23 protein-coding genes are annotated in these 24,731 nt (G+C 64.6%); 9 read left to right on the forward strand and 14 right to left on the reverse strand.

Annotated features, from left to right (window positions below; genetic code table 11):
• Positions 1-603 precede the first annotated feature (603 nt).
• The 3 genes from QW881_RS07655 (at position 604) to QW881_RS07665 (ending at position 5,584) form a co-directional block, all read left to right on the forward strand.
• A complete protein-coding gene (locus QW881_RS07655; RefSeq protein WP_315755266.1) occupies positions 604-2,547 on the forward strand; it encodes a PrkA family serine protein kinase in 1,944 nt (647 codons plus the stop codon).
• 224 nt (positions 2,548-2,771) lie between these two features.
• Positions 2,772-4,049 carry a YeaH/YhbH family protein gene (locus QW881_RS07660; protein ID WP_315755267.1) on the forward strand — a complete coding sequence of 426 codons (1,278 nt, stop codon included), beginning with the start codon at positions 2,772-2,774 and terminating at the stop codon, positions 4,047-4,049.
• Entirely contained in the window at positions 4,046-5,584 is a 1,539-nt protein-coding gene (locus QW881_RS07665) for a SpoVR family protein (protein ID WP_315755268.1), read from the forward strand. The genes QW881_RS07660 and QW881_RS07665 overlap by 4 nt, the downstream gene beginning before the upstream one ends.
• Positions 5,585-5,599: 15 nt before the next feature.
• Here QW881_RS07665 and QW881_RS07670 read toward each other — a convergent pair whose 3' ends face one another.
• Positions 5,600-6,010: a VOC family protein gene (locus tag QW881_RS07670; RefSeq protein WP_315755269.1), complete on the reverse strand. Its 411-nt coding sequence runs from the start codon at positions 6,008-6,010 to the stop codon at positions 5,600-5,602.
• A 161-nt stretch (positions 6,011-6,171) separates the two neighbouring features.
• Here QW881_RS07670 and QW881_RS07675 point away from each other — a divergent pair, with 161 nt between their 5' ends.
• Positions 6,172-7,443 carry a TMEM143 family protein gene (locus tag QW881_RS07675; RefSeq protein ID WP_315755270.1) on the forward strand — a complete coding sequence of 424 codons (1,272 nt, stop codon included), beginning with the start codon at positions 6,172-6,174 and terminating at the stop codon, positions 7,441-7,443.
• Between the two features lie 159 nt (positions 7,444-7,602).
• On the opposite strand, the gene QW881_RS07680 is transcribed toward QW881_RS07675, so the two are convergent.
• The 10 genes from QW881_RS07680 to pqqA form a co-directional block, all read right to left on the reverse strand.
• Positions 7,603-8,658, reverse strand: a complete 1,056-nt coding sequence (locus QW881_RS07680; protein ID WP_315755271.1) for a 2-oxoacid:ferredoxin oxidoreductase subunit beta — start codon at positions 8,656-8,658, stop codon at positions 7,603-7,605.
• Positions 8,659-8,824: 166 nt separating this feature from the next.
• Positions 8,825-10,675: a 2-oxoacid:acceptor oxidoreductase subunit alpha gene (locus QW881_RS07685; protein WP_315755272.1), complete on the reverse strand. Its 1,851-nt coding sequence runs from the start codon at positions 10,673-10,675 to the stop codon at positions 8,825-8,827.
• The gene (locus QW881_RS07690; RefSeq protein ID WP_315755273.1) at positions 10,645-12,444 is read right to left on the reverse strand and encodes an FAD-dependent oxidoreductase; all 1,800 of its coding nucleotides are present in this window, start codon (positions 12,442-12,444) and stop codon (positions 10,645-10,647) included. The genes QW881_RS07685 and QW881_RS07690 overlap by 31 nt, the downstream gene beginning before the upstream one ends.
• Before the next feature lie 337 nt (positions 12,445-12,781).
• The gene (locus tag QW881_RS07695) at positions 12,782-13,450 is read right to left on the reverse strand and encodes a DUF4286 family protein (protein ID WP_315738641.1); all 669 of its coding nucleotides are present in this window, start codon (positions 13,448-13,450) and stop codon (positions 12,782-12,784) included.
• A 178-nt stretch (positions 13,451-13,628) separates the two neighbouring features.
• Positions 13,629-14,618: a prolyl aminopeptidase gene (gene pip, locus QW881_RS07700; RefSeq protein WP_315755274.1), complete on the reverse strand. Its 990-nt coding sequence runs from the start codon at positions 14,616-14,618 to the stop codon at positions 13,629-13,631.
• The gene (gene pqqE, locus QW881_RS07705) at positions 14,611-15,804 is read right to left on the reverse strand and encodes a pyrroloquinoline quinone biosynthesis protein PqqE (RefSeq protein ID WP_315755275.1); all 1,194 of its coding nucleotides are present in this window, start codon (positions 15,802-15,804) and stop codon (positions 14,611-14,613) included. The genes pip and pqqE overlap by 8 nt, the downstream gene beginning before the upstream one ends.
• On the reverse strand, positions 15,801-16,109 hold the full coding sequence (gene pqqD / locus QW881_RS07710; RefSeq protein ID WP_315755276.1) for a pyrroloquinoline quinone biosynthesis peptide chaperone PqqD: 309 nt from the start codon (positions 16,107-16,109) through the stop codon (positions 15,801-15,803). The genes pqqE and pqqD overlap by 4 nt, the downstream gene beginning before the upstream one ends.
• 81 nt (positions 16,110-16,190) lie before the next feature.
• On the reverse strand, positions 16,191-16,946 hold the full coding sequence (gene pqqC, locus QW881_RS07715) for a pyrroloquinoline-quinone synthase PqqC (protein WP_409998962.1): 756 nt from the start codon (positions 16,944-16,946) through the stop codon (positions 16,191-16,193).
• A gap of 20 nt (positions 16,947-16,966) precedes the next feature.
• A complete protein-coding gene (pqqB, locus tag QW881_RS07720) occupies positions 16,967-17,896 on the reverse strand; it encodes a pyrroloquinoline quinone biosynthesis protein PqqB (RefSeq protein ID WP_315755278.1) in 930 nt (309 codons plus the stop codon).
• Positions 17,897-18,111: 215 nt separating this feature from the next.
• Positions 18,112-18,192 carry a pyrroloquinoline quinone precursor peptide PqqA gene (gene pqqA / locus QW881_RS07725; protein ID WP_012029362.1) on the reverse strand — a complete coding sequence of 27 codons (81 nt, stop codon included), beginning with the start codon at positions 18,190-18,192 and terminating at the stop codon, positions 18,112-18,114.
• Positions 18,193-18,497: 305 nt separating this feature from the next.
• Between pqqA and QW881_RS07730 the strand changes: the two genes are divergently transcribed.
• The gene (locus QW881_RS07730) at positions 18,498-18,755 is read left to right on the forward strand and encodes a DUF6894 family protein (protein WP_315755279.1); all 258 of its coding nucleotides are present in this window, start codon (positions 18,498-18,500) and stop codon (positions 18,753-18,755) included.
• A gap of 54 nt (positions 18,756-18,809) precedes the next feature.
• Here QW881_RS07730 and QW881_RS07735 read toward each other — a convergent pair whose 3' ends face one another.
• Complete coding sequence (locus QW881_RS07735) at positions 18,810-19,244, reverse strand: group III truncated hemoglobin (RefSeq protein WP_316158147.1); 435 nt, start codon at positions 19,242-19,244, stop codon at positions 18,810-18,812.
• A 79-nt stretch (positions 19,245-19,323) separates the two neighbouring features.
• Complete coding sequence (locus QW881_RS07740; RefSeq protein ID WP_315755280.1) at positions 19,324-20,427, reverse strand: lactonase family protein; 1,104 nt, start codon at positions 20,425-20,427, stop codon at positions 19,324-19,326.
• Positions 20,428-20,671: 244 nt separating this feature from the next.
• Between QW881_RS07740 and QW881_RS07745 the strand changes: the two genes are divergently transcribed.
• From QW881_RS07745 to QW881_RS07760, 4 genes are all read left to right on the forward strand, one after another.
• Positions 20,672-22,066 (forward strand): amidase family protein, encoded by a 1,395-nt coding sequence (locus QW881_RS07745; RefSeq protein ID WP_315755282.1) that lies wholly within the window; start codon positions 20,672-20,674, stop codon positions 22,064-22,066.
• Positions 22,066-22,542 carry a glutathione peroxidase gene (locus QW881_RS07750; protein WP_315755283.1) on the forward strand — a complete coding sequence of 159 codons (477 nt, stop codon included), beginning with the start codon at positions 22,066-22,068 and terminating at the stop codon, positions 22,540-22,542. Before QW881_RS07745 ends, QW881_RS07750 begins: the two co-directional genes overlap by 1 nt.
• Positions 22,539-22,793, forward strand: a complete 255-nt coding sequence (locus QW881_RS07755) for a DUF3297 family protein (protein WP_315718031.1) — start codon at positions 22,539-22,541, stop codon at positions 22,791-22,793. The genes QW881_RS07750 and QW881_RS07755 overlap by 4 nt, the downstream gene beginning before the upstream one ends.
• A 443-nt stretch (positions 22,794-23,236) precedes the next feature.
• Positions 23,237-24,292, forward strand: a complete 1,056-nt coding sequence (locus QW881_RS07760; RefSeq protein WP_315755284.1) for a hypothetical protein — start codon at positions 23,237-23,239, stop codon at positions 24,290-24,292.
• A 189-nt stretch (positions 24,293-24,481) separates the two neighbouring features.
• On the opposite strand, the gene QW881_RS07765 is transcribed toward QW881_RS07760, so the two are convergent.
• Positions 24,482-24,718 (reverse strand): hypothetical protein, encoded by a 237-nt coding sequence (locus QW881_RS07765; protein WP_315755285.1) that lies wholly within the window; start codon positions 24,716-24,718, stop codon positions 24,482-24,484.
• Between the last annotated feature and the right edge of the window lie 13 nt (positions 24,719-24,731).

Here is a 24,731-nt window from a genome sequence, read left to right on the forward strand (position 1 = left end):
CATCGAGTGATCCGTCCGGCTTCAGCCGCGCGTTATTTCACGCCGTTCGGTTCAGGCGGCGAACATGCGTGCGCGCGGCCCTATGAGATGCGCGCGCTCATCGCTCCCTCGAGGACGTTGTATGAGCGACGGCAGATGCGATCGCAGCAGGCCCGTGTTTGGTCGGCCGCCGTGGCCAGCGCGCATCAGGTCGTGCAGCGAATGAGACGTTCCCTGCCTGGAGCGCTTGCGGGAAGAGTTGCGTTCACTCGCGGTTCACTTCGGGAAGAGAGACTGATTTTGGAGCTGTCACGCCACCAGTTCACGTGGCTTCACAACACCTTGTGCGGCGCAGGGAGACTACGGTGCCGGGGTATTGCGGATGTTGCGAAGCAGAGACAATGAGGTACAAATGGGGAGAGTCGGCCGGCTTTTGCCGAACTATTGAGCGAAGTGCATGTTGATAGGGCATATGCTGCATGCACTTTGCGTTGCGGAAAAGGACGAAGACGGTGCCCAATGGGGGCTAGCGCGCTTCACTCTGAGTCGGTTCGGGATCAGCAGGAACGTACTTGGATCTCGGCCCGTTGCAGCAGTGCGGCGGAACCTACGTGGAGAGGGATCATGTACAACGATTCGTTGTTCAACGCGTTCGCAAGGTCGTTCGAGGCACGCAGCCAGACCGACATGTCGATGCAGGAATATCTAGAATCGTGTCGAACCGACCCGATGCGATACGCGAACGCCGCTGAACGACTACTAGCTGCGATCGGCGAGCCTCAGATGATAGACACGGCCAAGGACCCACGCCTTGGCCGTATTTTTTTGAACCGGACGGTTCGCCTGTATCCTGCATTCGCCGGCTTCTACGGCATGGAGGACACGATCGAGCGCATCGTCGGCTTCTTCCGTCACGCCGCGCAGGGTCTCGAAGAGCGCAAGCAGATCCTCTATCTGCTTGGACCGGTCGGCGGCGGCAAGTCGTCGCTGGCCGAACGGCTGAAGCAGTTGATGGAAACCCATCCGATCTACGTGCTCAAGGCCGGAGATGAGCTGAGCCCGGTGTTCGAGTCGCCGCTCGGCCTGTTCGATCCCGACACGCTGGGCCCGATGCTCGAGGAGAAATACGGCATTCCGCGCCGCCGTTTGTCCGGCCTGATGAGCCCGTGGTGCTACAAGCGGCTCGAAGCCTTCGGCGGCGACATCTCGCAGTTCCGCGTCGCCAAGATCCAGCCGTCGCGGCTGCGCCAGATCGGCATCGCCAAGACCGAGCCCGGCGACGAGAACAACCAGGACATCTCCTCGCTGGTCGGCAAGGTCGATATCCGCAAGCTCGAGACCTACGCGCAAAACGATCCCGACGCCTACAGCTATTCGGGCGGTCTCAACCGCGCCAACCAGGGCATTCTCGAGTTCGTCGAGATGTTCAAGGCGCCGATCAAGATGCTGCATCCGCTGCTGACGGCGACGCAGGAAGGCAACTATATCGGCACCGAGAACATCGGCGCCATTCCCTACAACGGCGTGATCCTCGCCCACTCCAACGAGTCGGAGTGGCAGAGCTTCAAGACCAACAAGAACAACGAGGCCTTCATCGACCGCATCTGCGTCATCAAGGTGCCGTACTGCCTGCGCGTCACCGAGGAGCGCAAGATCTATGAGAAGCTGATCCAGGGCTCCGAGCTCTCCACCGCGCCCTGCGCGCCGGCGACCTTGGACACGCTCGCCCGCTTCTCGGTGATGTCGCGCCTGCGCAAGCACGAGAACTCGACGCTGTATGCCAAGATGCGGGTCTATGACGGCGAGAGCCTCAAGGAGTCCGATCCGAAGGCGCGCAGCGTGCAGGAATATCGCGATGCTGCCGGCGTCGACGAGGGCATGGACGGCATCTCCACCCGCTTTGCCTTCAAGGTGCTGGCTGCGACCTACAATCACGATACGGCGGAAGTATCGGCCGACGCCGTGCATCTGATGTACGTGCTGGAGCAGTCGATCAAGCGCGAGCAACTGCCCGAGGAGATCGAGAAGCGCTACCTCGAATTCATCAAGGCGGATCTTGCGCCGCGTTACGCCGAGTTCATCGGTCACGAGATCCAGAAGGCCTATCTCGAATCCTACTCCGATTACGGCCAGAACCTGTTCGACCGCTACGTCGACTACGCCGACGCCTGGATCGAGGATCAGGACTTCAAGGATCCCGATACGGGACAGCTGCTCAATCGCGAGCTGTTGAACCAGGAGCTGACCAAGATCGAGAAGCCGGCCGGGATCGCCAACCCGAAGGACTTCCGCAACGAGGTTGTCAAGTTCTCGCTGCGCTCCCGAGCCCAGAATGGAGGCAAAAATCCGTCCTGGACCTCCTACGAAAAGATCCGCGAAGTCATCGAAAAGAGGATATTCTCGCAGGTCGAGGATCTGCTTCCGGTCATCTCGTTCGGCACCAAGAAGGACGGCGAGACCGAGAAGAAGCACGACGACTTCGTCGCGCGCATGGTCGAACGCGGCTACACCGAGCGGCAGGTCCGTCGGCTGGTCGAGTGGTACATGCGCGTGAAGCAGGCGGGTTGATCGTGGTCCGGCGCCGATGTTCACTGCAGGTGCGGCAGGCCATCGGTCTGACGTCGGCGCCAGGGTTACGAACGAGATGAACGTTCGACGCTGAGCTTCGCTGGGAGGCGTCGGACAGGCAGAGGGTGCCGTTGCAGTGTCGGGTCCGATACTGCACCGCGGCATCGCGGCGGGGGAGAGCAGGAGTCGAAGCCGCTGCAGCAGGAGGCGTATGGAACGTGGTCATGCACATCATTGATCGGCGCCTGAATCCGGGCGGCAAAAGTCTCGAAAATCGTCAGCGATTTTTGCGCCGCGCCAAGGCCCTGGTTCAGGGAGCGGTCAAGAAGACCTCGCAGGACCGCGACATCAAGGACGTGCTGGAGGGCGGCGAGGTCTCGATCCCGCTCGACGGCATGGACGAGCCGCGCTTCCGCCGCGAGGGCGGCACCCGCGACATGGTGCTGCCCGGCAACAAGAAGTTCGTCGAAGGCGACATCCTGCCGCGCTCCGGCGACGGCAGCGGCCGCAAGTCGGCGCCCGGACAAGGCGACAGCGAGGACGCGTTCCGCTTCGTGCTGAGCAAGGAGGAGTTCGTCAATCTCTTCCTCGACGATCTCGAACTGCCTGATCTCGCCAAGCGCAAATTCGCCGAGGCCGAGAGCGAGGGGCTGGTGCGTGCCGGCTACTCGACGTCGGGCTCACCGGCCAACATCTCGATCAGCCGCACCGTCACCCGCGCCTTGGCCCGCCGCGTGGCGCTGCGCCGTCCGCGGCCGGAGGCGATTGCCGAACTCGAGGCCCAGCTGGAGCAGGAGACCGACGACGACAAGCGTGCCGCGCTGCTGGCCGAGATCGAGACCTTGAAGGCCAAGGCCAAGCGCATCCCCTTCATCGATCCGATCGACATCCGCTACCGCCGCTTCGAGGCCGTGCCGAAGCCGATCGCACAGGCCGTGATGTTCTGCCTGATGGACGTGTCCGGCTCGATGTCGGAGCACATGAAGGACCTCGCCAAGCGGTTCTACATGCTGCTCTACGTGTTCCTGACCCGGCGCTACCGTCATGTCGAGATCGTCTTCATCCGTCATACCGATCGCGCCGAGGAGGTCGACGAGCAGACGTTCTTCTATGGACCGGCATCCGGCGGCACCTTGGTGTCGAGCGCCCTGCAATGCATGCACGACATCGTCCGCTCGCGCTTCCGCCCCTCGGACTGGAACATCTACGCGGCGCAGGCCTCCGACGGCGACAACGCCACTTCGGATTCCGAGAACGTCGCCCGTCTGCTGACGGACAACATCCTGCCGGTGTCGCAGTTCTTCGCCTATCTCGAGGTCGGCGAATCCGGCACCTATTCGTTCGAGATGCCGGATTCCGCGCTGTGGTCGCTGTATGAGCGGCTGCGCGCCGATGGCGAGCCGCTGTCGATGCGCAAGGTGCGTGACCGCAGCGAGATCTTCCCGGTGTTCCACGACCTGTTTCAGCGTCGCGGCACCACGCAGGAGAGGGCGGCGTCATGAGCGGGTTGCTGTTCGATGGCGCGGATTGGAATTTCCTCACCCTGCAGCGCATCCACGATGCCTGCGAAGCCGTCGCCGAGAAGGAGCTCGGGCTTGACACCTATCCCAACCAGATCGAGGTGATCACGGCCGAGCAGATGCTCGACGCCTATTCCTCGGTCGGCATGCCCTTGTTCTACAAGCACTGGTCGTTCGGCAAGCACTTCGCCTACCACGAGGCCTCGTACCGCAAGGGGCTGATGGGCCTCGCCTATGAGATCGTGATCAACTCCTCGCCCTGCATCTCCTATCTGATGGAGGAGAACACGGCGACGATGCAGACCTTGGTGATCGCGCACGCCGCGTTCGGCCACAACCATTTCTTCAAGAACAACTATCTGTTCAAGCAGTGGACCGACGCCGACGGCATCCTCGACTATCTCGATTTCGCCCGCGGCTACATCGCGCAATGCGAGGAGCGCTACGGTCGGCTCGCGGTCGAGCATACGCTGGACGCGGCGCATGCGCTGATGTCGCACGGCGTCGACCGCTATCCCGGCAAGAAGAAGCTCGACTTCCGCGAGGAGGAGAAGCGCGCCGGCAAGCGCAGGCTCTACGAGGAGGGCCAGTTCAACGATCTCTGGCGTACGGTGCCGACCGGCCCGGTCAAGACCAATGCGATGCTGAACGTCGAGCGGCGCCGCGCGCTGCTCGGCCTCCCGCAGGAGAACCTGCTTTATTTCCTGGAGAAGACCGCGCCGCGGCTGGCGCCCTGGCAACGCGAATTGCTGCGCATCGTCCGCCACATCGCGCAATACTTCTATCCGCAGGGCCAGACCAAGGTCATGAACGAGGGCACGGCGACCTATGTGCATTATCGCATCATGAACCGGCTGCATCAGGACGGCCGCCTCACCGACGGCAACTTCCTGGAGTTCCTGCAGTCGCACACCAACGTCGTCTTCCAGCCGGAGTTCGACGATCCGCGCTTCTCCGGATTCAACCCTTACGCGCTCGGCTTTGCGATCATGCAGGACATCGAGCGCATCGTGAAGGACCCGACCGACGAGGACCGCGAGTGGTTTCCGGACATCGCCGGCACCGGCGACGAGATGGCGGTGCTGCGCGACGTCTGGGCCAATTATCGCGACGAGAGCTTCATCAGCCAGTTCCTCAGCCCCAACCTGATCCGACAGCTCAGACTTTTCCACCTGCATGACGATCCGGCTGAGCGCGCCGGCATCCTCGTCGACGCCATTCATGACGAGCGCGGCTATCGCCGTGTCCGCCGCGAGCTGTCCAAGCAGTACGACGTCGGTTGCATCGATCCGAACATCGAGGTGGTCGATGTCGATCTCGCCGGCGACCGCCGCCTGATGCTGCGGCATACCGTGGTGAAGGGGGCCCAGCTCAGCGAGACCGACACCAAGCGCGTGCTGCAGCATCTCGCCGATCTCTGGAGCTACGACGTCTCGCTGGTGGAAGTCGACGCCGCCACCGACAAGGTGCTGAAGGAGTACGTGCTCAATCCCCGGATACAACCGGCGGCCGCCTAGCGCGGCCGCCAAGCCTTAGATGTCCGCAAACACCTCGAGCAGATTGCCGTCGGGATCCCTGAAGAACAGCGTGCGGTGGCCGAAGGGCTGGTCCGTCGGCGGCTCCATGAGGGCGATGCCCTTGCCGGTCAGCTCGGCCGCGCAGCGGTCGACATCGTCGCGGGTCACCTTGAAGGCGAGCTGAAGCGATGCGCTCCCTGGCGGCGTCGGCTGGTCCGAGGCCAGCCGTTGCGGCCGGGCGAGCGCCAGCGTGTTGCTGCCGGCCTGGTACTCGATCCAGCCTTGTGACAGCTCGCGCAGCAGGGGAAAGCCAAGCACCTCCTCATAGAAGCGGCGCATCGCGGACCAGTCGCGCACCAGGATGACGGTGTAGTCGATGGCCCGGATGGCCCGGAACGGGGATGTCTGCTGTCCGGCGTGGGTCATGATCAGTCTCTCGTTCTGCAGGCGGGACCTGCAGCTTACGTGTTGCGGCGAGTGGCGTGAACGGGATCGGGGCGCTATGGTATGCGGGTTGGCCGGACGCGCCGGCCCGTGCAGCCGGATCGGCTGTCAATGGCGCAGATCGAAGCTCGGGCGTGAGTGGCGTGGTCGGACCAGGGAAGACGGCGGCGGCGGAGCGGCGGGACCGGTTCATTCCGTTGCGCAAGTCGGACATTCTTGATGGCCTGATCTCGAACGGCCATGTCGATGACGCTCAGGCCAGCGAGCTGCGGCAGCTGGCGCGTATGCTCGGCGCGATTCTGCACCATCAATATTTCGACGAGCTCGATCGGTTCCGCGACGCCTATTTCGACTTCGATCCCGAGGTGCCGGTCGGCCGCCGTCGATCGCCGGAGGATCTCGACGCGGCCTATCGCAGCCTCGCCGACGAAGTCGTGCGGGTACTCGGCGAGGCCAATTTCATCGAGATCAGCCATGACGAGATCGAGCGCGCCTTTGCCGAGCATGCGCTGGTGCGGGTCAAGCTGAAGGCGCCGATCTCCGACTATCGTGCTGTACGGATGTTCCGGCGTGGCCAGCATCAGGAGACGATCGAGGTCCCCATGCTGTATGGGCTGCGACGGCGCAAGCATGAGATCGAGGTCTATGACGACATCGTGCTGATGGTCGCGACCAAGCCCGACGAGCCGGTCAAGAAGAAGAGCAAGGCCGCCGCCTGGCGCGGCCGCAACAAGATCCGCGGCGGCGCGGTGCTGTTCAAATATTTCCGCCACATCGCGCGCTTCGACCTCGAGGCGCTGCTGCCGAACGTCCGCGTCGTCATGGGCCTGCGCGAGCAACTGACGCTGGGCGTGCCGGCGCTGGTCGGCGGCGTACCGATCCTGCTCAAGCTGGCCTCGACCTTGACGGTGCTGTTCATCGTCGCCGGCTTTTATCTCGGCCTCAGCGGCACCGTGCACGACAACGATACGGAGCAGGCGCTGGCGGCGCTGTCGGGCCTGTTTGCGCTCGGCGCCTTCATCCTGCGGCAGTGGGGCAACTTCCACCGCCAATCGCTGATCCACCAGAAGCAGGTCACCGACAACATCTACTTCCGCAACGTCAACAACAATTCCGGCATCTTCAACTATCTGATCGGCGAGGCCGAGGACCAGGACTGGAAGGAGGCGGTGCTGGCCTATGGCGGCCTGCTGCTGGCGTCGGTGCCGCTCTCGCGTGCTGCATTGGGCAGCCATGTCGAGGAGTTGCTGCAGCAGATGTTCGGGCTGGGTCGGAGGTTCAATATCGATGAGGCGCTGCTGCGGCTGCGCGAGTTTGGGCTTGTGAGTGGTGGCGATGACGCGCTTTCGGCGCTGCCGCTGCCAGCGGCGATCGCGCAGCTCGATCGCGTTTGGGCGAGCGCGCTACGGCCGTAGCCGCACGTGGACGATGAACAGGATCGTCGTCCGGATGAGCGGAAGCCTGCGCCCGGAGGGCGGAGGCGGACGCGACATCCGGGCTACGAGAGCCAGCTCCGAAACCGGCGCGGCAAACAGGCGTCGTCTCGAAGCACGACTGCGGGCGTTGCTGCCGCGTCAGCGCAGGCTCGCATTGATCTTGTCGAGCACCGACTGCCCCGGGCACAGATCCGCCGCCTCCAGCCGGTTGAGCGGGCGTTCCACCGTGTTGAGGTGGCTGTGCAGATCGTCGGCCTCAGGGTCGACATAGAGTAACCCGGTCACGATCTGGCCTTGCGCGGCATGCTTCTGGAGGAAGGTCATGGCGCCGAGCCGGTCGTGCGGGTCGTAGTCGGCGTCGATCTTGCGCAGCGCCAGCCTGGAGCCGTCGTGCTGCTCGACGATCTGCACTGTGCCCGGATCCTGGTCGATCTCGATCGGATCGCGTCCGGTCAGTACGTCGAGCCGGTTCACGGCATCGTTGTGCTCGCGGACATAGTCGAAGCTCTTGGTTGAGCCGGCGTGATTGTTGAACGCGATACACGGGCTGATGACGTCGATGAACGCCGCGCCCTTGTGCTGGATGGCGCCCTCGATGATCGGCACCAGCTGCTTCTTGTCGCCGGAGAACGACCGCGCCACATAGGTGGCCCCGAGCTGCAGCGCGATGCCGACCAGGTCGATCGGATTGTCGGTGTTGGTGACGCCCTTCTTCGACTTCGACCCGCGGTCGGCGGTCGCCGAGAATTGGCCCTTGGTCAGGCCGTAGACACCATTGTTCTCGACGATATAGGTCATGTTCACGCCGCGCCGGATCGCGTGGGCGAACTGGCCGAAGCCGATCGAGGCGGAATCGCCGTCGCCGGAGACGCCGAGATAGATCAGCTCGCGGTTGGCGAGGTTGGCGCCGGTCAGCACCGAGGGCATGCGACCGTGCACGGTGTTGAAGCCGTGCGAATTGCCGAGGAAATAGTCCGGCGTCTTCGACGAGCAGCCGATGCCGGAGATTTTTGCCACGCGATGCGGCTCGATCGACAGCTCGAAGCAGGCCTCGATGATCGAGGCCGTGATCGAATCGTGGCCGCAGCCGGCGCAGAGGGTCGAAATCTTGCCCTCGTAGTCGCGATGGCTGTAGCCGAGCGCGTTCTTCTTGATGCCCGGATGCTGGAACTTCGGCTTTGCGATGTAGGTCATGAGAGCCTCGCATCACCCGGCATCGTCATGGCCGGGCTTGTCCCGGCCATCCACGTCGGGGCCGAGAGGAAAGACGTGGATGCCCGGGCCTTCGCCGCGCCGAAGCAGCTACGGCCGCGCAGGCGGGTCGAGCCCGGGCATGACGGCGGAGAGAGCGAAGAGCACGTCATGACACGGCCTTGCGCAGTGGGGTGACCTTGATGTGGTCCTGGTGGTCGCCGATCGCATCGGCGATGAAGCGCGCCGTGATCGGCGTGCCGTCATAATGCAGGATCGGCACCAGCCGGACCGGATCGATGCCGTTCTCCGTGACGATGAGCTGGCGCAGCTGCGCGTCGCGGTTCTGCTCGACAACATAGACGAAGTCGTGCTCGGCAATGAAGCTCGCCACGCTCGAATGGAACGGGAAGGCGCGGATGCGCAGGCGGTCGAGCTGGTAGCCGCGCGCCTCCAGCAGTCCGATTGCCTCGTCCATCGCCGGCGCGGTCGAGCCGAAATAGATCACGCCATATCTCGTCGGCTTGCTCGCATTGGCCTGCAGCGGCCGCGGCACCATGTCTTGCGCGGTCTGGAACTTGCGCAGCAGGCGCTGCACGTTGTCGGCATAGACGGCGCCTTCCTCGGAATAGCGCGCGTAGCGGTCACGCGACGTGCCGCGGGTGAAGTAGGAGCCCTTCGTCGGATGCGTGCCGGGGTAGGTGCGGAACGGAATGCCGTCGCCGTCGACGTCGAGATAGCGGCCGAAGTCGCGGCCTTCGTCGAGCATCTCCGCCGTCATCACCTTGCCGCGGTCATACTGCTTGGCATCGTCCCACTTCAGCGGCCGGCACAGCCGCTGGTTCATGCCGATGTCGAGGTCGAGCATCAGGAAAATCGTGGTCTGCAGCCGCTCGGCAAGATCGAACGCCGCAGCGGCAAACTCGAACGCCTCGGCCGGATCTTCGGGAAACAGCATCACGTGCTTGGTGTCACCGTGCGAGGCATAGCCGCAGGCGATCAGGTCGCATTGCTGCGTCCGCGTCGGCATGCCGGTCGAGGGGCCGGCGCGCTGCACGTTCATGATCACGGCCGGGATCTCGGCAAAGTAGGACAGGCCGATGAACTCGGTCATCAGCGAAACGCCGGGGCCCGATGTCGTGGTAAAGGCGCGGGCGCCGTTCCAGGACGCGCCGACCACCATGCCGATCGAGGCGAGCTCGTCCTCGGCCTGCACGATCGCGTATTTGGCCTGCCCGGTTTCCGGATCGTGCCGCAGTTTCTTGCAGTGGTTGCTGAACGCTTCGGCCAGCGAAGACGACGGCGTGATCGGGTACCAGGCGCAGACCGTGGCGCCGCCATAGACGGCGCCCAGCGCGGCGGCGTTGTTGCCCTCGATGAAAATGCGGTCACCGACCTTGTCGGCCTTCTTGATGCGCAGGCCGATCGGGCACTTCAAATTCTGCAGCGCCCAGTCGCGGCCGAGATGCAGCGCGTGGACGTTGGAGGAGAGCAGCTTCTCCTTGCCCTTGTACTGCTCGCCGATCAATTGCTCGATCAGCTTCGGATCCATGTCGAGCAGCGCTGAGAGCGCGCCGAGATAGATGATGTTCTTGAACAGCTGGCGCTGGCGCGGATCCGAATAGGTCGAGTTGGTGATCGCGGTCAGCGGGACGCCGATGACGGTGATGTCGTCGCGGAACTTGGTTGCCGGCATCGGCTTGGTGGAATCGTAGAACAGATAGCCGCCCGGCGCGATACCGGCGACGTCCTTGTCCCAGGTCTGCGGGTTCATCGCCACCATCAAATCAGTGCCGCCGCCGCGGGCGCCGAGATGGCCCGCTTCGGTGACGCGCACCTCGTACCAGGTCGGCAGGCCCTGGATGTTCGACGGGAAGATGTTGCGCGGCGATACCGGCACACCGTGGCGCAGCACGGCGCGCGCGAACAATTCGTTGGCGCTGGCCGAGCCGGAGCCGTTGACGTTGGCGAAGCGGACGACGAAGTCGTTTACGCTGCTGAGCGGCGCTTGCTGGGACATGCGTTACCTGCGTGGGTCGTCTCGATGAAATATTTCTGCATGTCCCAGGCACCGGTGGGACAGCGCTCGGCGCACAGGCCGCAATGGAGGCAGACGTCCTCGTCCTTCACCATCACGCGCCCGGTCTTCAGATCCGAGGACACGTAGAGGCTCTGGTCGGGATGCAGCGAGGGCGCCTTCAGCCGCGCGCGCAGATCCGCCTCCTCGCCATTGTCGGTGAAGGTGATGCAATCCATCGGACAGATGTCGGCGCAGGCGTCGCATTCGATGCACAGCGTGTCGGAGAACACCGTCTGCACGTCGCAATTCAGGCAGCGATGCGCCTCGCCGAGCGCGAGCTTGACGTCGTAGCCGAGCTCGACCTCGGTGCGGATGTCCTTCAGCGCCACGACCTTGTCACGATGCGGCACCTTGAAGCGCTTGTCGGATGAGATGTCGTTGTCGTAGCTCCACTCATGGATGCCCATCTTCTGCGAGGAGATGTGCACCTCGGGCAGCGGGCGCTCGGTGATGTCCTCGCCCGAGAGCAGGCGATGGATCGACAGCGCGGCCTCGTGGCCCTGCGCGACCGCCCAGATGATGTTCTTCGGCCCGAACGCGGCGTCGCCACCGAAGAACACCTTTGGATTGGTCGAGACGAAGGTGGTCGGATCGACCTTGGGCATGTGCCGCTTGTCGAATTCGATGCCGCAATCGGCTTCGATCCAGGGGAATGCGTTCTCCTGGCCGACGGCGACCAGCACGTCGTCGCAGGGATAGGTCTCGTCGGGCTCGCCGGACGGCACCAGCGAGCGTTCGCCGTTGGCGTCATATTCCGCCTTCACCTTCTGGAAGGTCATGCCGGTCAGCTTGCCGGCGGCATGGTGGAACGCGATCGGAACGAGATAATTGAGGATCGGAATGTCCTCGTGCAGCGCGTCCTCCTTCTCCCACGGAGACGCCTTCATCTCCTCGAAGCCGGAGCGCACGATGACCTTGACGTCTTCGCCGCCGAGCCGCCGCGCGGTGCGGCAGCAATCCATCGCGGTGTTGCCGCCGCCGAGCACGATCACGCGCTTGCCTATCTTGTCGGTGTGGCCGAACGAGACGCCGGATAGCCAGTCGATGCCGAGATGGATGTTGGCCGCCGCTTCCTCCCGACCTGGAATGTTCAGCTCGCGGCCGCGTGGCGCGCCGGAGCCGATGAAGACGGCGTCATAGTTCTCGGCCAGCAGCTTCTTGAGGCTGTCGATACGATGGCCGGCCTTGTAGTCGACGCCGAGGCTGAGCACGTAGCCCGTCTCCTCGTCGATGACGCTGTCGGGCAGGCGGAATTTGGGGATCTGCGAGCGCATCATGCCGCCGGGCTTGGGATCGGCGTCGAACACGGTGCAGTGATAGCCGAGCGGCGCGAGATCGCGCGCCACGGTCAGCGATGCCGGGCCGCCGCCGACCAGCGCGATGCGCCGGCCGTTGCGGGGGACGGGGCGCGGCATGCGCTGATGGACGTCGTCCTTGAAATCGGCCGCAACGCGCTTGAGGCGGCAGATCGCGACCGGGCTTTCCTCGACGCGCCCACGTCGGCAGGCGGGCTCGCAAGGGCGATCGCAGGTGCGTCCGAGAATGCCCGGGAATACATTCGATTTCCAATTGATCATGTAGGCGTCGCTGTAGCGACCCTCGGCGATCAGGCGGATGTATTCGGGGACCGGAGTGTGTGCGGGACAAGCCCATTGGCAATCGACTACTTTGTGAAAGTAGTCGGGGGCCGAGATATCAGTCGCTCTCATTCATACCCTGTCCGCGCGGCGAACCATGAGCGCGCGGCCTTCCTGACGTGAGGACGACTGCTTGTTCAGGATCGGCTGGGGATCGATTGGGAGTCCGGAGCAGGTCCTGTTCGTCGCCCTTCTGTTTTTTGAATGGCTCAATTGAATAGTCTTATCAGACTAGAGCCATTCCAAGGCGCACACAAAGGCAAATTTGCAAAGCTGCCCTTCGTGCACAGTGTGCGGCGCCGCATTGCGGGCGTGATGTTGCCATCGAATTTGTTGCGTTGCGGCATTGTGGCGAGCGGCTGCATCTGCCGGTTGCACGCTCGCGTCATTGATGCAGAACAATGCGCGCTCAGCCAGAGGCGATGTCCGCGCGGCTCAGGTCCCACATCAGCCTGTAGATGCCGGCCGAGATCTGCGTCGCCAGCGGACCGTCGATCGCCGCGAAGCGCGTGGTCATCAAGGTCGCGATGGCATGACTGTCGGTGCCGTCGATGAGGATGAACCAGTCGGCATCGCGCGAGCTTGCAGGAACCCCGGCTGCCGGACCGGAGAGATCGGCATCGCCCTCGAGCAGGTGCATCGAGATGACGCCCTTGACCTCGCTCGGATCGAGCTCGATCTGCAGCGCGTCGCGCAGCGCCCCGTCCTGTCCCGGCTTCGGCCGCAGGCGGATGATGCCGAGCACCGCGCCACGACCGGCGCCGATCGAGATCGTGATGCGCGCGACGCTGCGGATCATGTTCTTGAACCGCGCCATCACTGCCTTCGACCATTCCGTCGGCGACTCCAGCCGGGCGCGATAGGGCGCGCTGTCGAGCACGTCGATCGTCTCGGTCGAATACAGGCAGAGATATTTCGGGCTGCCCTGCTCGGCGACATAGCGCCGCGCCTCGATGAAGCCGGGGATGGCCACGCGCTCTTCGAGATGCTCGCTGTCATACCAGCGGTTGAAGTCGGCTTCGTCAGCGGCATCGATATTCATCGATGTCAACAGCATGCCTTTCCCGGCGATGGGCATTGCAGATGTCCTTGTTTGGCGGCCAATTCCTCATGGTGAGGAGCGCCCCTCGGGCGCGTCTCGCGGACAATGCTTGCGCATTGCCTGGTGAACCATGAGGTCGGGATGGATCGGCCTCATCCTTCGAGACGCCATGCTGCGCATGGCTCCTCAGGAATGAGGGGAGACGATCACATGTTTAAGGCGCGGTCGTGCGCTTAGCCATGTCGGAGATGGCTTTCATGACCGCATCGCGGATGCCGGGGTCATAAAGATTGTGACCTGCGGCTTCGACGACACGGATTTCGGCGGCGCGCCACACCTCCGCCAGCCGTGCCGAGGTCGCTGGCGGACAAAGCAGGTCGTAGCGGCCCTGCACGATGATTCCGGGAATCCCGCTGAGACTGTTCGCATTGCGCAGCAACTGGTCCGGCGCCATGAAGCTGTCGTGCGAGAAATAGTGCGCCTCCATGAACGGCGTCGCCGGCAAGGCGGTGCCGGAGCGGATGGCGAGGCGATCGAGCCGGGCGCGCGCGGGCTTCACCTCCGACAGCGCGCGCTCGGTATCGTGCCAGGCGCGGGCGGCAGGGCCATGGATCGCCGGATCGGGATCGAGGATGCGCCGGAAGTAGGCGTCGCACGGATCGGCGTGCTCGCTCTCCGGCAGCAGCTCCAGAAAGTCGCGGTGCAGGGCCGGGTGAAAGCGCGCCAGCGTCTCGACGAAGGCGGTCGCCACCTCCGCGCGGGTGCCGAAAAAGGTCGCGCGCAACACCAGCCCCGTGACGCGCGTCGGGTGCGCCTGCGCATAAGCCAGCGCCAAGGTGGCGCCCCAGGAGCCGCCGGCGACGATCCAGCGCTCGAAACCGAATCTTTCGCGGATCGCCTCCATGTCGGCGATCAGGTCGGGCAGGGTGTTGTTGTCGCGGCTGTGTGCAGGACGCGAGCGGCCGGCGCCGCGCTGGTCGAACAGCACGGCGTGGAAGCGCTCGGGATCGAACAGCCGGCGGTGATCCGGCTGGCAGCCGGAGCCCGGCCCGCCATGCAGATAGACGGCGGGAATGCCGCCCGCACGGCCACTGCTCTCGACATAGATCTGGTGACCGCCGGAGACATCCAGCCATTCCGACGTCAGCGGGATGAACGGATCGCTGCGGTGCGCGGAGGCGCGGCCGGCTTCGGCGTCAGGCATCATTGCTCTCGGGCGTGCCGCCGGCGAAGTTGCGATAGAGGAAGCGGTCCTGGCCCGAGGCCGCGTCACGCTCGGCCTGCTTGAAGATGCTCTCGTGCAGCGGCGACAGCGTGCAGGCCGGATCGGAATTCCCCGCATCGCCGGTCAGGGCGAACGCCTGGCAGCGGCAGCCGCCGAAATCAATCTCGCGGAACTCGCAGGATTTGCACGGCTCCTTCATCCAGCCGGTGCCGCGGTAGCGGTTGAAGGCCTCGGAGTTCTGCCAGATCCAGGCGATTGAATGGTTCGAACGCACCGACATGAAGTCGAGCCCGGTGATGCTCTCGGCGGCGTGGCAGGGCAGGATCTTGCCCGAGGGCGAGATGTTGAAGAACTGCCGGCCCCAGCCGCCCATGCACTTCTTCGGCCGCAGCGCGTAATAGTCCGGCACCACGTAGTCGATGGTCAGCGTGCCCTTCAGCCGCTCGCGGGCCTCCTCGACGAGGCGGTCGGTCTCCTCCAACTGGGCGTAGGTCGGCATCAGGCTGGCGCGGTTCTTCAGCGCCCAGCCGTAATATTGCACGTTGGCGACCTCGAGCCGGTCGGCATCGAGATCGACCGCCATCTGGATGATGTCCGGCAGCTGATGCAGATTCTGCCGGTGCATCACGGCGTTGACCGTCAGCGGCAGGTCGAGCTCGCGGGTCCAGCGCGCGACCTCGAGCTTCTTGACGTGGCCGCCCTTGTAGCCGCCGACGCGGTCGGCGATGCCGGCCTCGCTGCCCTGGAAGCTGATCTGGACATGGGACAGCCCGGCGTCGGCCAGCTCCTTGAGCCGCTCGCGGGTCAAGAGCACGGCCGAGGTGATCAGGTTGGTGTAGAGTCCGACGTCGTTGGCATGCTGCACCAGCTCGACCAGATCCTTGCGCGCGGTCGGCTCGCCGCCGGAGAAATGGATCTGCAGCACGCCGATCTCGGCGAGCTCGGACAGCACCTTCTTCCACTCCGCCGTCGTCAGCTCCTGCCCGGCGCGATCGAGCTCCAGCGGGTTGGAGCAATAGGGGCATTGCAGCGGACAGCGATGCGTCAGCTCGGCCAGCACGGCGAGCGGGATGCCGTAGGTCTCGGCCGTGGAGCCGCGCCGCTCCAGCACGGCAAGGCCGTCATTCGCGTCGATCTGCGGCGTCGTCTCGGTGAGCTCGGTCATGATGTCGTCTCCCGAACCTCGGTGAGAAATCCCTTGTCGGCGAGATCCTGCAGCATGGCGACCACGTCGCTCGCGATGACGTCGCGGGGCGCGGCATATTTCGCCGCGAGATCGTCGATGATGCCGGCGACGGCGCGCGCGCCGTCGCACAGCTTGAGCACCTCGACCGCGATCTCGTCCGGCGCCAGCACGCGCTCAGGGGCGAGGATGACCCAGACCTGGCGCGTCTCGTCGAACTTCAGCTTGGTGTGTCGCGGCAGCACCACGCGGCTGGTCTCGGTGACTTGGATGTGACGCGGAGCCATGGCGGGTCTCTAGCCGATAACGGTTGCGTTATGTCCGATGCCGCGGCACCGGTACCCCTGAGAGAGCCGCGAAGACCACGCTCAGCCCTCCTTCGGCACGAAGGCGCCGGGCGGGATGTTGCCCTCGACATAGGCGTAATACAGCGCGTCGAGCTGCACCCACAGCACGTTGGTCTTGAAGATCAGCGCGTTGCACACGGCGGCGCGCTGCTCCGGCGTGGTGGCGTGCTCCTTGACGTAATGCAGCGCGAAGTTCGCGTCGCGCGGCGCCTGGGTGAGACGCCGCTTGAAGTAGCTCATCGTGTCGTTGTTGACGAAATCGTAGTGCTCGAGCATCCCGGAGATGCGCTCTTCATGGATGCTCGGCGCGAACAGCTCGGTCAGCGACGAGGCGATCGCCTCCAGCGGCGAGCGGTCGCGGCAGAAATGCACATAGGCTTCGACCGCGAAGCGCGTCGCCGGCAGGATGCCTTCGGTGGATTCGACGTAAGCCGTGTCGAGCCCGAGGCCTTCGGTCAGTTTGATCCAGCGCTCGATGCCGCCCTCGCTGCCGACATCGCCATCATGATCCTCGATGCGGTGCCGCCATTCCAGCCGCGTGGCGCGGTCGCGGAAGCGCGTCATCACCATCGCGTCCTTCAGCGGGATCGTCGACTGGTAGTAGTAGCGGTTGAGCGCCCAGGCCTGCACCTGGCCCTTGTTGAGCTTGCCGCCGTGCAGCAGCTTATGAAACGGGTGGTGGTTGTGATAGCGCGTCGCGCCGATATGGCGAAGTGCTGCTTCCAATTCGCTTGCATTGTTCAGCGTCACGCCGCGTCCGATCGACAGCGCCGTCATTCCGCTCAGATTGACCTCACTCACAGTACGATCTCCATCCCTTCAGCGGGGATTTCCCATCCCTCGCGTTCCAACGTTTGCCGCTCGGGTGAGGCGTGCAGCCACGCCGGATTGGAGTTGTTGATGTGCAGGAAGACCTTCCTGCCGATCGCGAGGTCCGCCAGCTGCTTGATCGCGCCGCTTTCTCCGGACATCGCGATATGTCCCATGCTCTGCCCGGTCTTGTTGCCGAGTCCGGCCTGGATCATCTCGTCGTCGCGCCACACCGTGCCGTCGAACAGCACCAGGGGCGCGCCCCTCAATCTCGTTCTCAGATCATCGTCGACGCCGGCACAGGCGGCGATGACGTAGCAATATTGGCCGCCTTCGAGATCGGCAATCTTCAGACCCAGCGTGTCGCCGATCGTGGAGCTACCGCCGGGATGCTGCTTGTCGCGCAGATACCACGCGCTCGTTCCCGAGACGGCGAAGGCCGTGACCTCCAGGCCCGAGGGCCTGCCGTCCTGCAAAAGCGGCCGGAACGGGACGTCGATCACGATCGGCACGCGCTTGACGGTCTCGTCCTTCAGCACATCGAAGATGTTGTTCGATCTGAGGATCGCAAGCACCTTGGGATGCGCATGGATCGAAAATGGCGAGCTCTCGCGCATCGACAGCAGCCCCGTGACCGCGTCGATCTCGCCATTGGTCAGGATCACGCCGGCGATCGGGCTGTGGCGCAAGGCGCCGAGCTTCGGATGCAATTGCGGCGTGCGGGTGACCTGCTGACGCAGATCGGGCGAGGCGTTGATCAGGAACCAGTTGGCGCCATCGGCGCTGACCGCGACCGAGGCCTGGCTGTTGCTGATCTCGGGATGATCCGTGCGCGCGGCACGACACACGGCGCAGCCGCAATTCCACTGCGGCACTCCACCGCCTGCGGCGGCGCCCAGGACGACGAGGCGAAGCATGAGCCGTCTCCTGGAATTCAGCTGTGGTGGCGCACGCGATTACCAGCGGCAGGATGACCGACAGGCAAGCTGACCAACGGCCAGGATCGCCCGCAGGGAAGGTGACGAGGGTGGGACATCCGACCCGCGTACGGGCTGGCACATACGCGGTCGCTGATCCCCACCCTCAAGCGTCGACGTCCTGATCGCCGAGACCTGGACGTCACACCCGCGAATTATTTGCGGGCCGCGCAGGCGTACATGTTGATTTCCATGCCGACCGGCACTTCAACGATCTTCGGTGCTTTCCAGGCCATTGTCCTCTCCTTCAAGACGGGACGGTTATCGTCCTCAGCATTAAACTACCGTGCTACGAAAAGTTCGCCAGTGGAATCTTTTTGTTTGAGCCTCTCAGGCCTGTTTATTGCAGTGCGAAGTTGCAGATGCGAGTTGCTGCCGTTTTCGTCGGATTGAGCCGCGAAAACAACGAATTCGTGATCGATGGCTTCGCAACGCCGTACAATTCGGTCCCTAGCTTGAGGGGCTGAGCTGGCCGGATGAAGCAGTCGTGAGATGTTCGAGACTTCAAAACCCAAGCGCGCGACCCCATTGGAAGCTGATGATGCCTAGATATTTCTTCAACACACGGATCGGCGAGGAACTGGTCTCCGATACCGACGGCGAGGTGCTGCGCAGTCCCGACCGCGCCTGGGAAGTCGCGCGCGACATGATCAAGGAACTGCTGCGCACCGAAGGCGGCAATGCGGCGCTGATGACGGCCGTCATCGAGGTCACCGACGAGGACGGCGAGATCGTGCTGGAGTTCCCGTTCTCCGAAGCGATCTTCAGCATGCCGGCGCAATCGATGACGCGCCATTGAGCGCAGAGCGGCCGCATCGCCGCTCCTCGAACGCTCGCATGTTTGCAGCCGAGGTCAGACCGAATGGCGCGGGCGCACGATGTCGCCGCGCGTGCTGGCGATGCCCATCTCGAAGCTGTCGGCGATGCGGCGGGCGCGGACGATGAAGAGCTCCGCGAGTTCCGGCGCGAGCAGGTCCTTCGCCGTCGCCTCGAACAGTTGCAGCCAGCGCTCGAAATGCGGCCCCTGCAACGACAGCAACAGATGCGGCCGCATCGGCGCGCCGGTGTAGCGGCCCGTCTTCAGGAACATCGACGACCAGAAATCGCTGATCCTGCCGATATGTTCGTCCCAATCCTCCACCGCACGGTTGAAGATCGGGCCGATCAGCTCGTCCTCCCGTGCGCGCCCGTAGAAGGTCTCGACCAGCAGGCGGATCGATGCGTCGTCGAGTTCCGGATGTTGAACGGCGAGGGGATGGCGGTCGGGCTGGGCGGCAGGCATGGTCATGCGCTGTATATAGGGGATGATAGCGCCGGTGGAAACGCCGGGGCCGCCACTCACGATCTCGCGCGGCCCTGGCGTTCGGTCACGGCAGGCTGACGAACTCCACCCAGTTCGGCTTCTTGCCGACCGCGTAGGACTTCAGCTTTTCCAGCGCGCCGCTGGCGGCATCGATCCGATACACCGTCATGCCGTTCGACAGCTCGCCGACGGCGGCGAGATAGCGCCCGGTGGGATCGATGGCGAAACCGCGCGGCTGGGTCTCGGTCGGCACGCTGCCGATCAAGGTCAGGCGCCCGCTGGCCGCATCGACCTTGAACCCGGCAATCGTGTTCGAGCCGCGTTCCGAGGCGTAGAGGAACTTGCCATCAGGCGTCACGTGAAGATCGGCCGCCCAGGGTTTGCCGGTGAAGCCGGCGGGCAGGGCGGTGGTGCGCTGCTGCTCGCTCCAGCTGCCTTTCTCGGCATCATAGGCGTAGACGGCGAGATCGGCGTTGAGCTCGTGCAGGAGATAGATGAACTTGCCGTTCGGGTGGAAGATGAAGTGGCGCGGCCCTGACTTCTCCGGCGTCTTCACCGTCAGCGCCTCTTTGGTCGAGAGCGCGCCGGTGGCGGCGTCGAAGGCGAAGCCGAGCACCTGGTCGGAGCCGAGATTGGTCGCGAACACGAAGCGGTTGTCGGGCGAGGGCAGGAAGGCATGGGCGTTCAGCCCGGTCGGGATCACCTGGCTCGGCGCGGCGACGACGCCGTTGGCCTGCACCGGATTCGCCGCGACCTTGTTGCCGCCATAGGAGGCGCTGAACAGCACCTTGCCGGTGCGGTCGAAGGCGATGTTGGCCATGCTGTCGGCGAGCGGCCCGTTGCCGATGTGGGTGAGCTGGCCGTTCCGGGCATCGATCGCAAAGCTCTCGGCCTGGAACGGCTGCGAGCGGATTCCGGCGATCAGCACCCGCTTGTCCGGGCTGACGGCGAGCGGGGTCGACGAGCCCGGCTTGTCGACGCCGACGAAGGCCGCCGTCTGCACCGGCGTCATCTCGCCGCTGGAAGCATCGAGCTTGAAGACGGTGATGTCGTTGCTGTCGGCGTTGCCGACATAGGCGTAGGTCTCGGCGTGGCCTGCGCGCGGCGCCAGCGTTGCTGCAGCGGCGAGAACGAATGTAGCGGCCATGATGGTGCCCGGTCTGATCATGTGGTTTCCCCCTTTGTGATGTTGTTGCTTGAGGTCTTAAAGTCGTTTGTGAAGCTTGACCAAGCTTGTTTCCGGATCGATCGATGCAGGATCGGCATTGATCGTCCCCTCGGTCCCGATCGGCGAGCGGGGGGCAAGACCCATGCGCGTTGCTGCATGGGCTATCCCGGAGTGCCGCGCCTGGACGGCTTTCTCCCATCCAGCCCGCGCGCTAGAACAGCCATCCGTCACCACGGAGCTCCCCATGACCGAACTCTGGCGCCTGCCGGCTGCCGACCTCGCCGCCCTCATCAAGTCGAAACAGGTCTCCGCCCGCGATGCCGCGACCGCAGCGCTGGCGCGGCTCGATGCGGTCAATCCCGCGATCAACGCCGTGATCGACCATCGCCCCGAGGACGTGCTGCAACAGGCCGACGCCATCGACGCCCGCCTGGCGCGCGGTGAGGACCCGGGGCCGCTCGCCGGCGTGCCGGTGACGATCAAGGTCAATGTCGACCAGGCCGGCTTCGCCACCACCAACGGCCTCAATCTGCAGAAGGACGCGATCGCGTCGGCACACAATCCGGTCGTCAACAATCTGGTCAAGGCCGGTGCCGTGCTGCTCGGCCGCACCAACACCCCGGCGGTGTCCTATCGCTGGTTCACCAGCAACCTCATCCACGGCCATACCAAAAATCCGCGCGACCCCGGCATCACGCCGGGCGGCTCCTCGGGCGGCGCAGGATCGGCCACTGCGGCGGGCATCGGCCATATCGGTCATGGCACCGACATCGCCGGCTCCGTCCGCTATCCCGCCTATGCCTGCGGCATCCACGGCCTGCGCCCCACGGTCGGGCGCATCCCCGCCTTCAATACACAGTTCCCCGAGCGCCCGATCGGACCGCAGATCAGCGCCGTCTCCGGCCCGCTCGCCCGCACGGTCAACGACGTCAGGATCGCGCTGGCCGCGATGTCGGCGCGCGACGTTCGCGATGTCTGGTGGATGCCGGTGCCGCTTGAGGGCCCGCCGCTGCCGAAGCGCGTCACGCTGTGCGTCAACCCGGACGGGCTGAACCCGGTGCCGGAGGTCGTGGCCGCCTTGCGCGATGCCACCAGGCGGCTGGAAGCCGCCGGCTGGACCGTCGAGGAGATCGCGGACACGCCGCCGATGCAGGAGGCCGCGCTGCTGCAGACCCGTCTCTGGCTCGGCGACGGCTACGAGGCGCAGCTCGCAGCGGCCGAGAAGGAGGGCGACCCGGGCGCGCTGGCCTGCCTGCGCGGCGTCAGTGACAAGGTGCATCCGTTCGACCTGTCGCAGACGCTCGCGCGCCGCGCCGCGCTGACCCGGCAATGGCTCCTGTTCATGGAGCAGCATCCGCTGCTGCTGATGCCGGTGTCGGGCATGCTGCCGTTCGCCGATCAGCTCGACCGCAAGGACGAGGAGTCGTTCCAGCAGGTCTGGCACGCCCAGCTCACGCAGATCGCGATTCCGTTCTTCGGCCTGCCGGGCCTGACGGTCTCGACCGGCATGGTCGGCCGCGTGCCGGTCGGCGTCCAGCTCGTCGGCCAGCGCTTTCGCGAGGACGCGTGCCTTCTCGCTGGCGAAGCGATCGAGGCCGGCGGTACGCCGCCGTCGCCGATCGATCCGGTGCTGGGCTGATGGCCGGTATCTACGATTTCACGGCGACCTCGCTGTCCGGCGAGGAGGTGCCGCTGAAGCGCTTCGAGGGCCAGGTGCTGCTGATCGTCAACACCGCCAGCGCCTGCGGCTTCACGCCGCAATATCGCGGCCTCGAGGCGCTGCACCGCGCCTATGCTGACAGGGGCTTTGCCGTGCTCGGATTTCCCTGTAACCAGTTCGGCGCCCAGGAGCCCGGCACGGCCGAGGAGATCGGCGCGTTCTGCGCCGGCAAGTACGACGTCACCTTCCCGCTGTTTGCGAAGATCGACGTCAACGGTGCGGACGCGCATCCGCTATACCGGTTCCTGAAGGGCGAGAAGACGGGCCTGCTTGGCTCAGCGATCAAGTGGAATTTCACCAAATTCCTGGTCGATCGCACCGGTCACGTGGTGTCGCGCCATGCGCCGACCACCACGCCCGAGGCGTTGAAGAAAGAGATCGAGGCACTGCTGTGAGCGACAACGAGACGACTGCGACCCCATTTCCTGACCGGCTGTCGGTCGATCCGAAGAGCCCCTATTACAATGCGGAGATCCTGTCGCGCGACGTCGGCATCCGCTTCAAGGGCGCCGAGAAGACCAATGTCGAGGAATACTGCATCAGCGAAGGCTGGATCCGCGTCGCCGCAGGGAACGCCAAGGACCGCCACGGCAACCCACTGACCATCAAGGTCCACGGCCCGGTCGAGCCGTATTTCAAGGATTGAAGGGGCGGGGGTAACACAAGCACCTCCCCATCCTCGTCCCGACGTTCGCGCTTACACCTCAGCTACCGCCGTCATCCCGGCGAACGCCGGGATCCATAACCACAGGCAGACGTTTGAGGCAGCCTCGTCGTTAGATCTCGCGCCCCACACCGGCCGCAGAGTCTGGGTCCCGGGTCGGCGCCGCGCCGCGCTACGCGCGTCACGGCTTGCCCGGGACGACACCGGAGCGAATGGGTCCGGGAGCTCGCAATGAGCGCAAGGTCTGGTCCAGCCAGCGGCCGAATTTTTTGAGCGTCGTTCAAAATATTCTTGAACGTTGCTCAGGTTCCGCTACACTCACCCATATCCGCCCCGTCGGCTCCGGGTCCCGACGCGCGACGCCGCAGGCGTTCGCGCGATCGATCCCTGCATGCCGCCGCGACGGATCACGAGAGGTGACCACCATGTCCTATTCCGACCACGACCTCCGCGCCGCGGCGAGCGCCGGCGCCATCGGTCCCGAGGAGCTGCAACGGCTGCTCGCCTATCTCCAGCAGCGCGCGCCATCCAAGGACACACCCCGCGCCAAATTCGATGCCGCGCATCTGCTCTGGTACGCCGGCGCGCTGATCGTCATCGGCGCCATGGGCCTGTTCTCGACGGTGGCCTTCTCGCAGATGGGTGGCCGCGCCCTGACGGCCTGCGCGCTCGCCTATGCCGCCGCCTTCAGCTTCGCCGGCGACCACCTCTGGCGCCGCGACCTGCGCGTCCCCGGCGGCCTGCTGATCGCCATCGCCGTGTCGATGGCACCGCTCGCCGTCTACGGCGTCCAGGCCGAATTCGGCTGGTGGGGCAAGTTCGGCAAGCCCGGCACGGTCCACGACTTCTACGTCTGGATCAAGGGCAGTTGGCTGTTCATGGAGATCGCCACCATCGCGGCGGGCGCGATCGCGCTGCGCTTCTATCGCGTGCCCTTCATCGTCGCGATCATGTCGGTCGCGCTGTGGTTCATGTCGATGGACCTCACGCCCTGGATCTTCAATGTCAGCCATTTCGACTGGGAGATGCGCCGCATCGTCTCGATCTGGTTCGGCCTCGGCATTCTCGCGGTGGCGTGGATCGTCGACTACAACAGCCACAGCCGCGACTTCGGCTTCTGGATGCACTTGTTCGGCCTGCTGGCCTTCTGGGGCGGCGTCAGCGCCACGGAAGGCGCCACCGAGCTCGGCAAGGCGATCTACTGCCTGCTGAACGTCGGCCTGCTCGCGACCGCCGTCATCATCGTCCGCCGCGCCTACGCCGTCTTCGGCGCTATCGGCATCACGATGTATCTCGGCCACCTCGCCGACGTCGTCTTCAAGGACTCGCTGCTGTTCCCGTTCGCGCTGTCGCTGATCGGCATCGCGGTGGTCGCGGTGGGGCTGGCGTATCACCGCAAGCAGAAGGTGATCTCGGAGTGGCTGGCGGTGAATCTGCCAACGGCGGTGCTGCGTTTGCGGCCGCAGGGCGCGGTGGGGTGAGGCGTCGAAGCCAGTGAATGCTACAGCCATCCTTCGAGACGCCCACCTCCGGCGGGCTCTTCAGAACGGGGTCTGAATTCGCGGCGAGATCTAAGACCCTCATGGGTGAGGAGCGCCCCGCGCGGCGCGTCTCCAACCATGAGGCCCTGTGCAACATGGGCCACAAGCCGACATCGGCAGGCAGGGGGCTCACCTCGCTCTCGTCACAATAAACCCCTCGCTCCATGCGTCTTTTTCGACTTCATACTCGTCAATATGGAAACAATCCGGATAGTCGCGAAAACCTTCAAATTGTAGCTTGTGCTTTTTCGCCTCATTCGCTTCGGCAGCGCTGCTGTAGATCCCGATCAGTTTGTCATCAGTGTCCCTCTCATCGAGACTGTCCGTGGTTGGCCGCATATGCCAAAGCAGGAAAACCCTGCGCATTTAGTGGCTTGTC

Source organism: Bradyrhizobium sp. SZCCHNS3016, assembly GCF_032484535.1.
Lineage (GTDB): Bacteria > Pseudomonadota > Alphaproteobacteria > Rhizobiales > Xanthobacteraceae > Bradyrhizobium.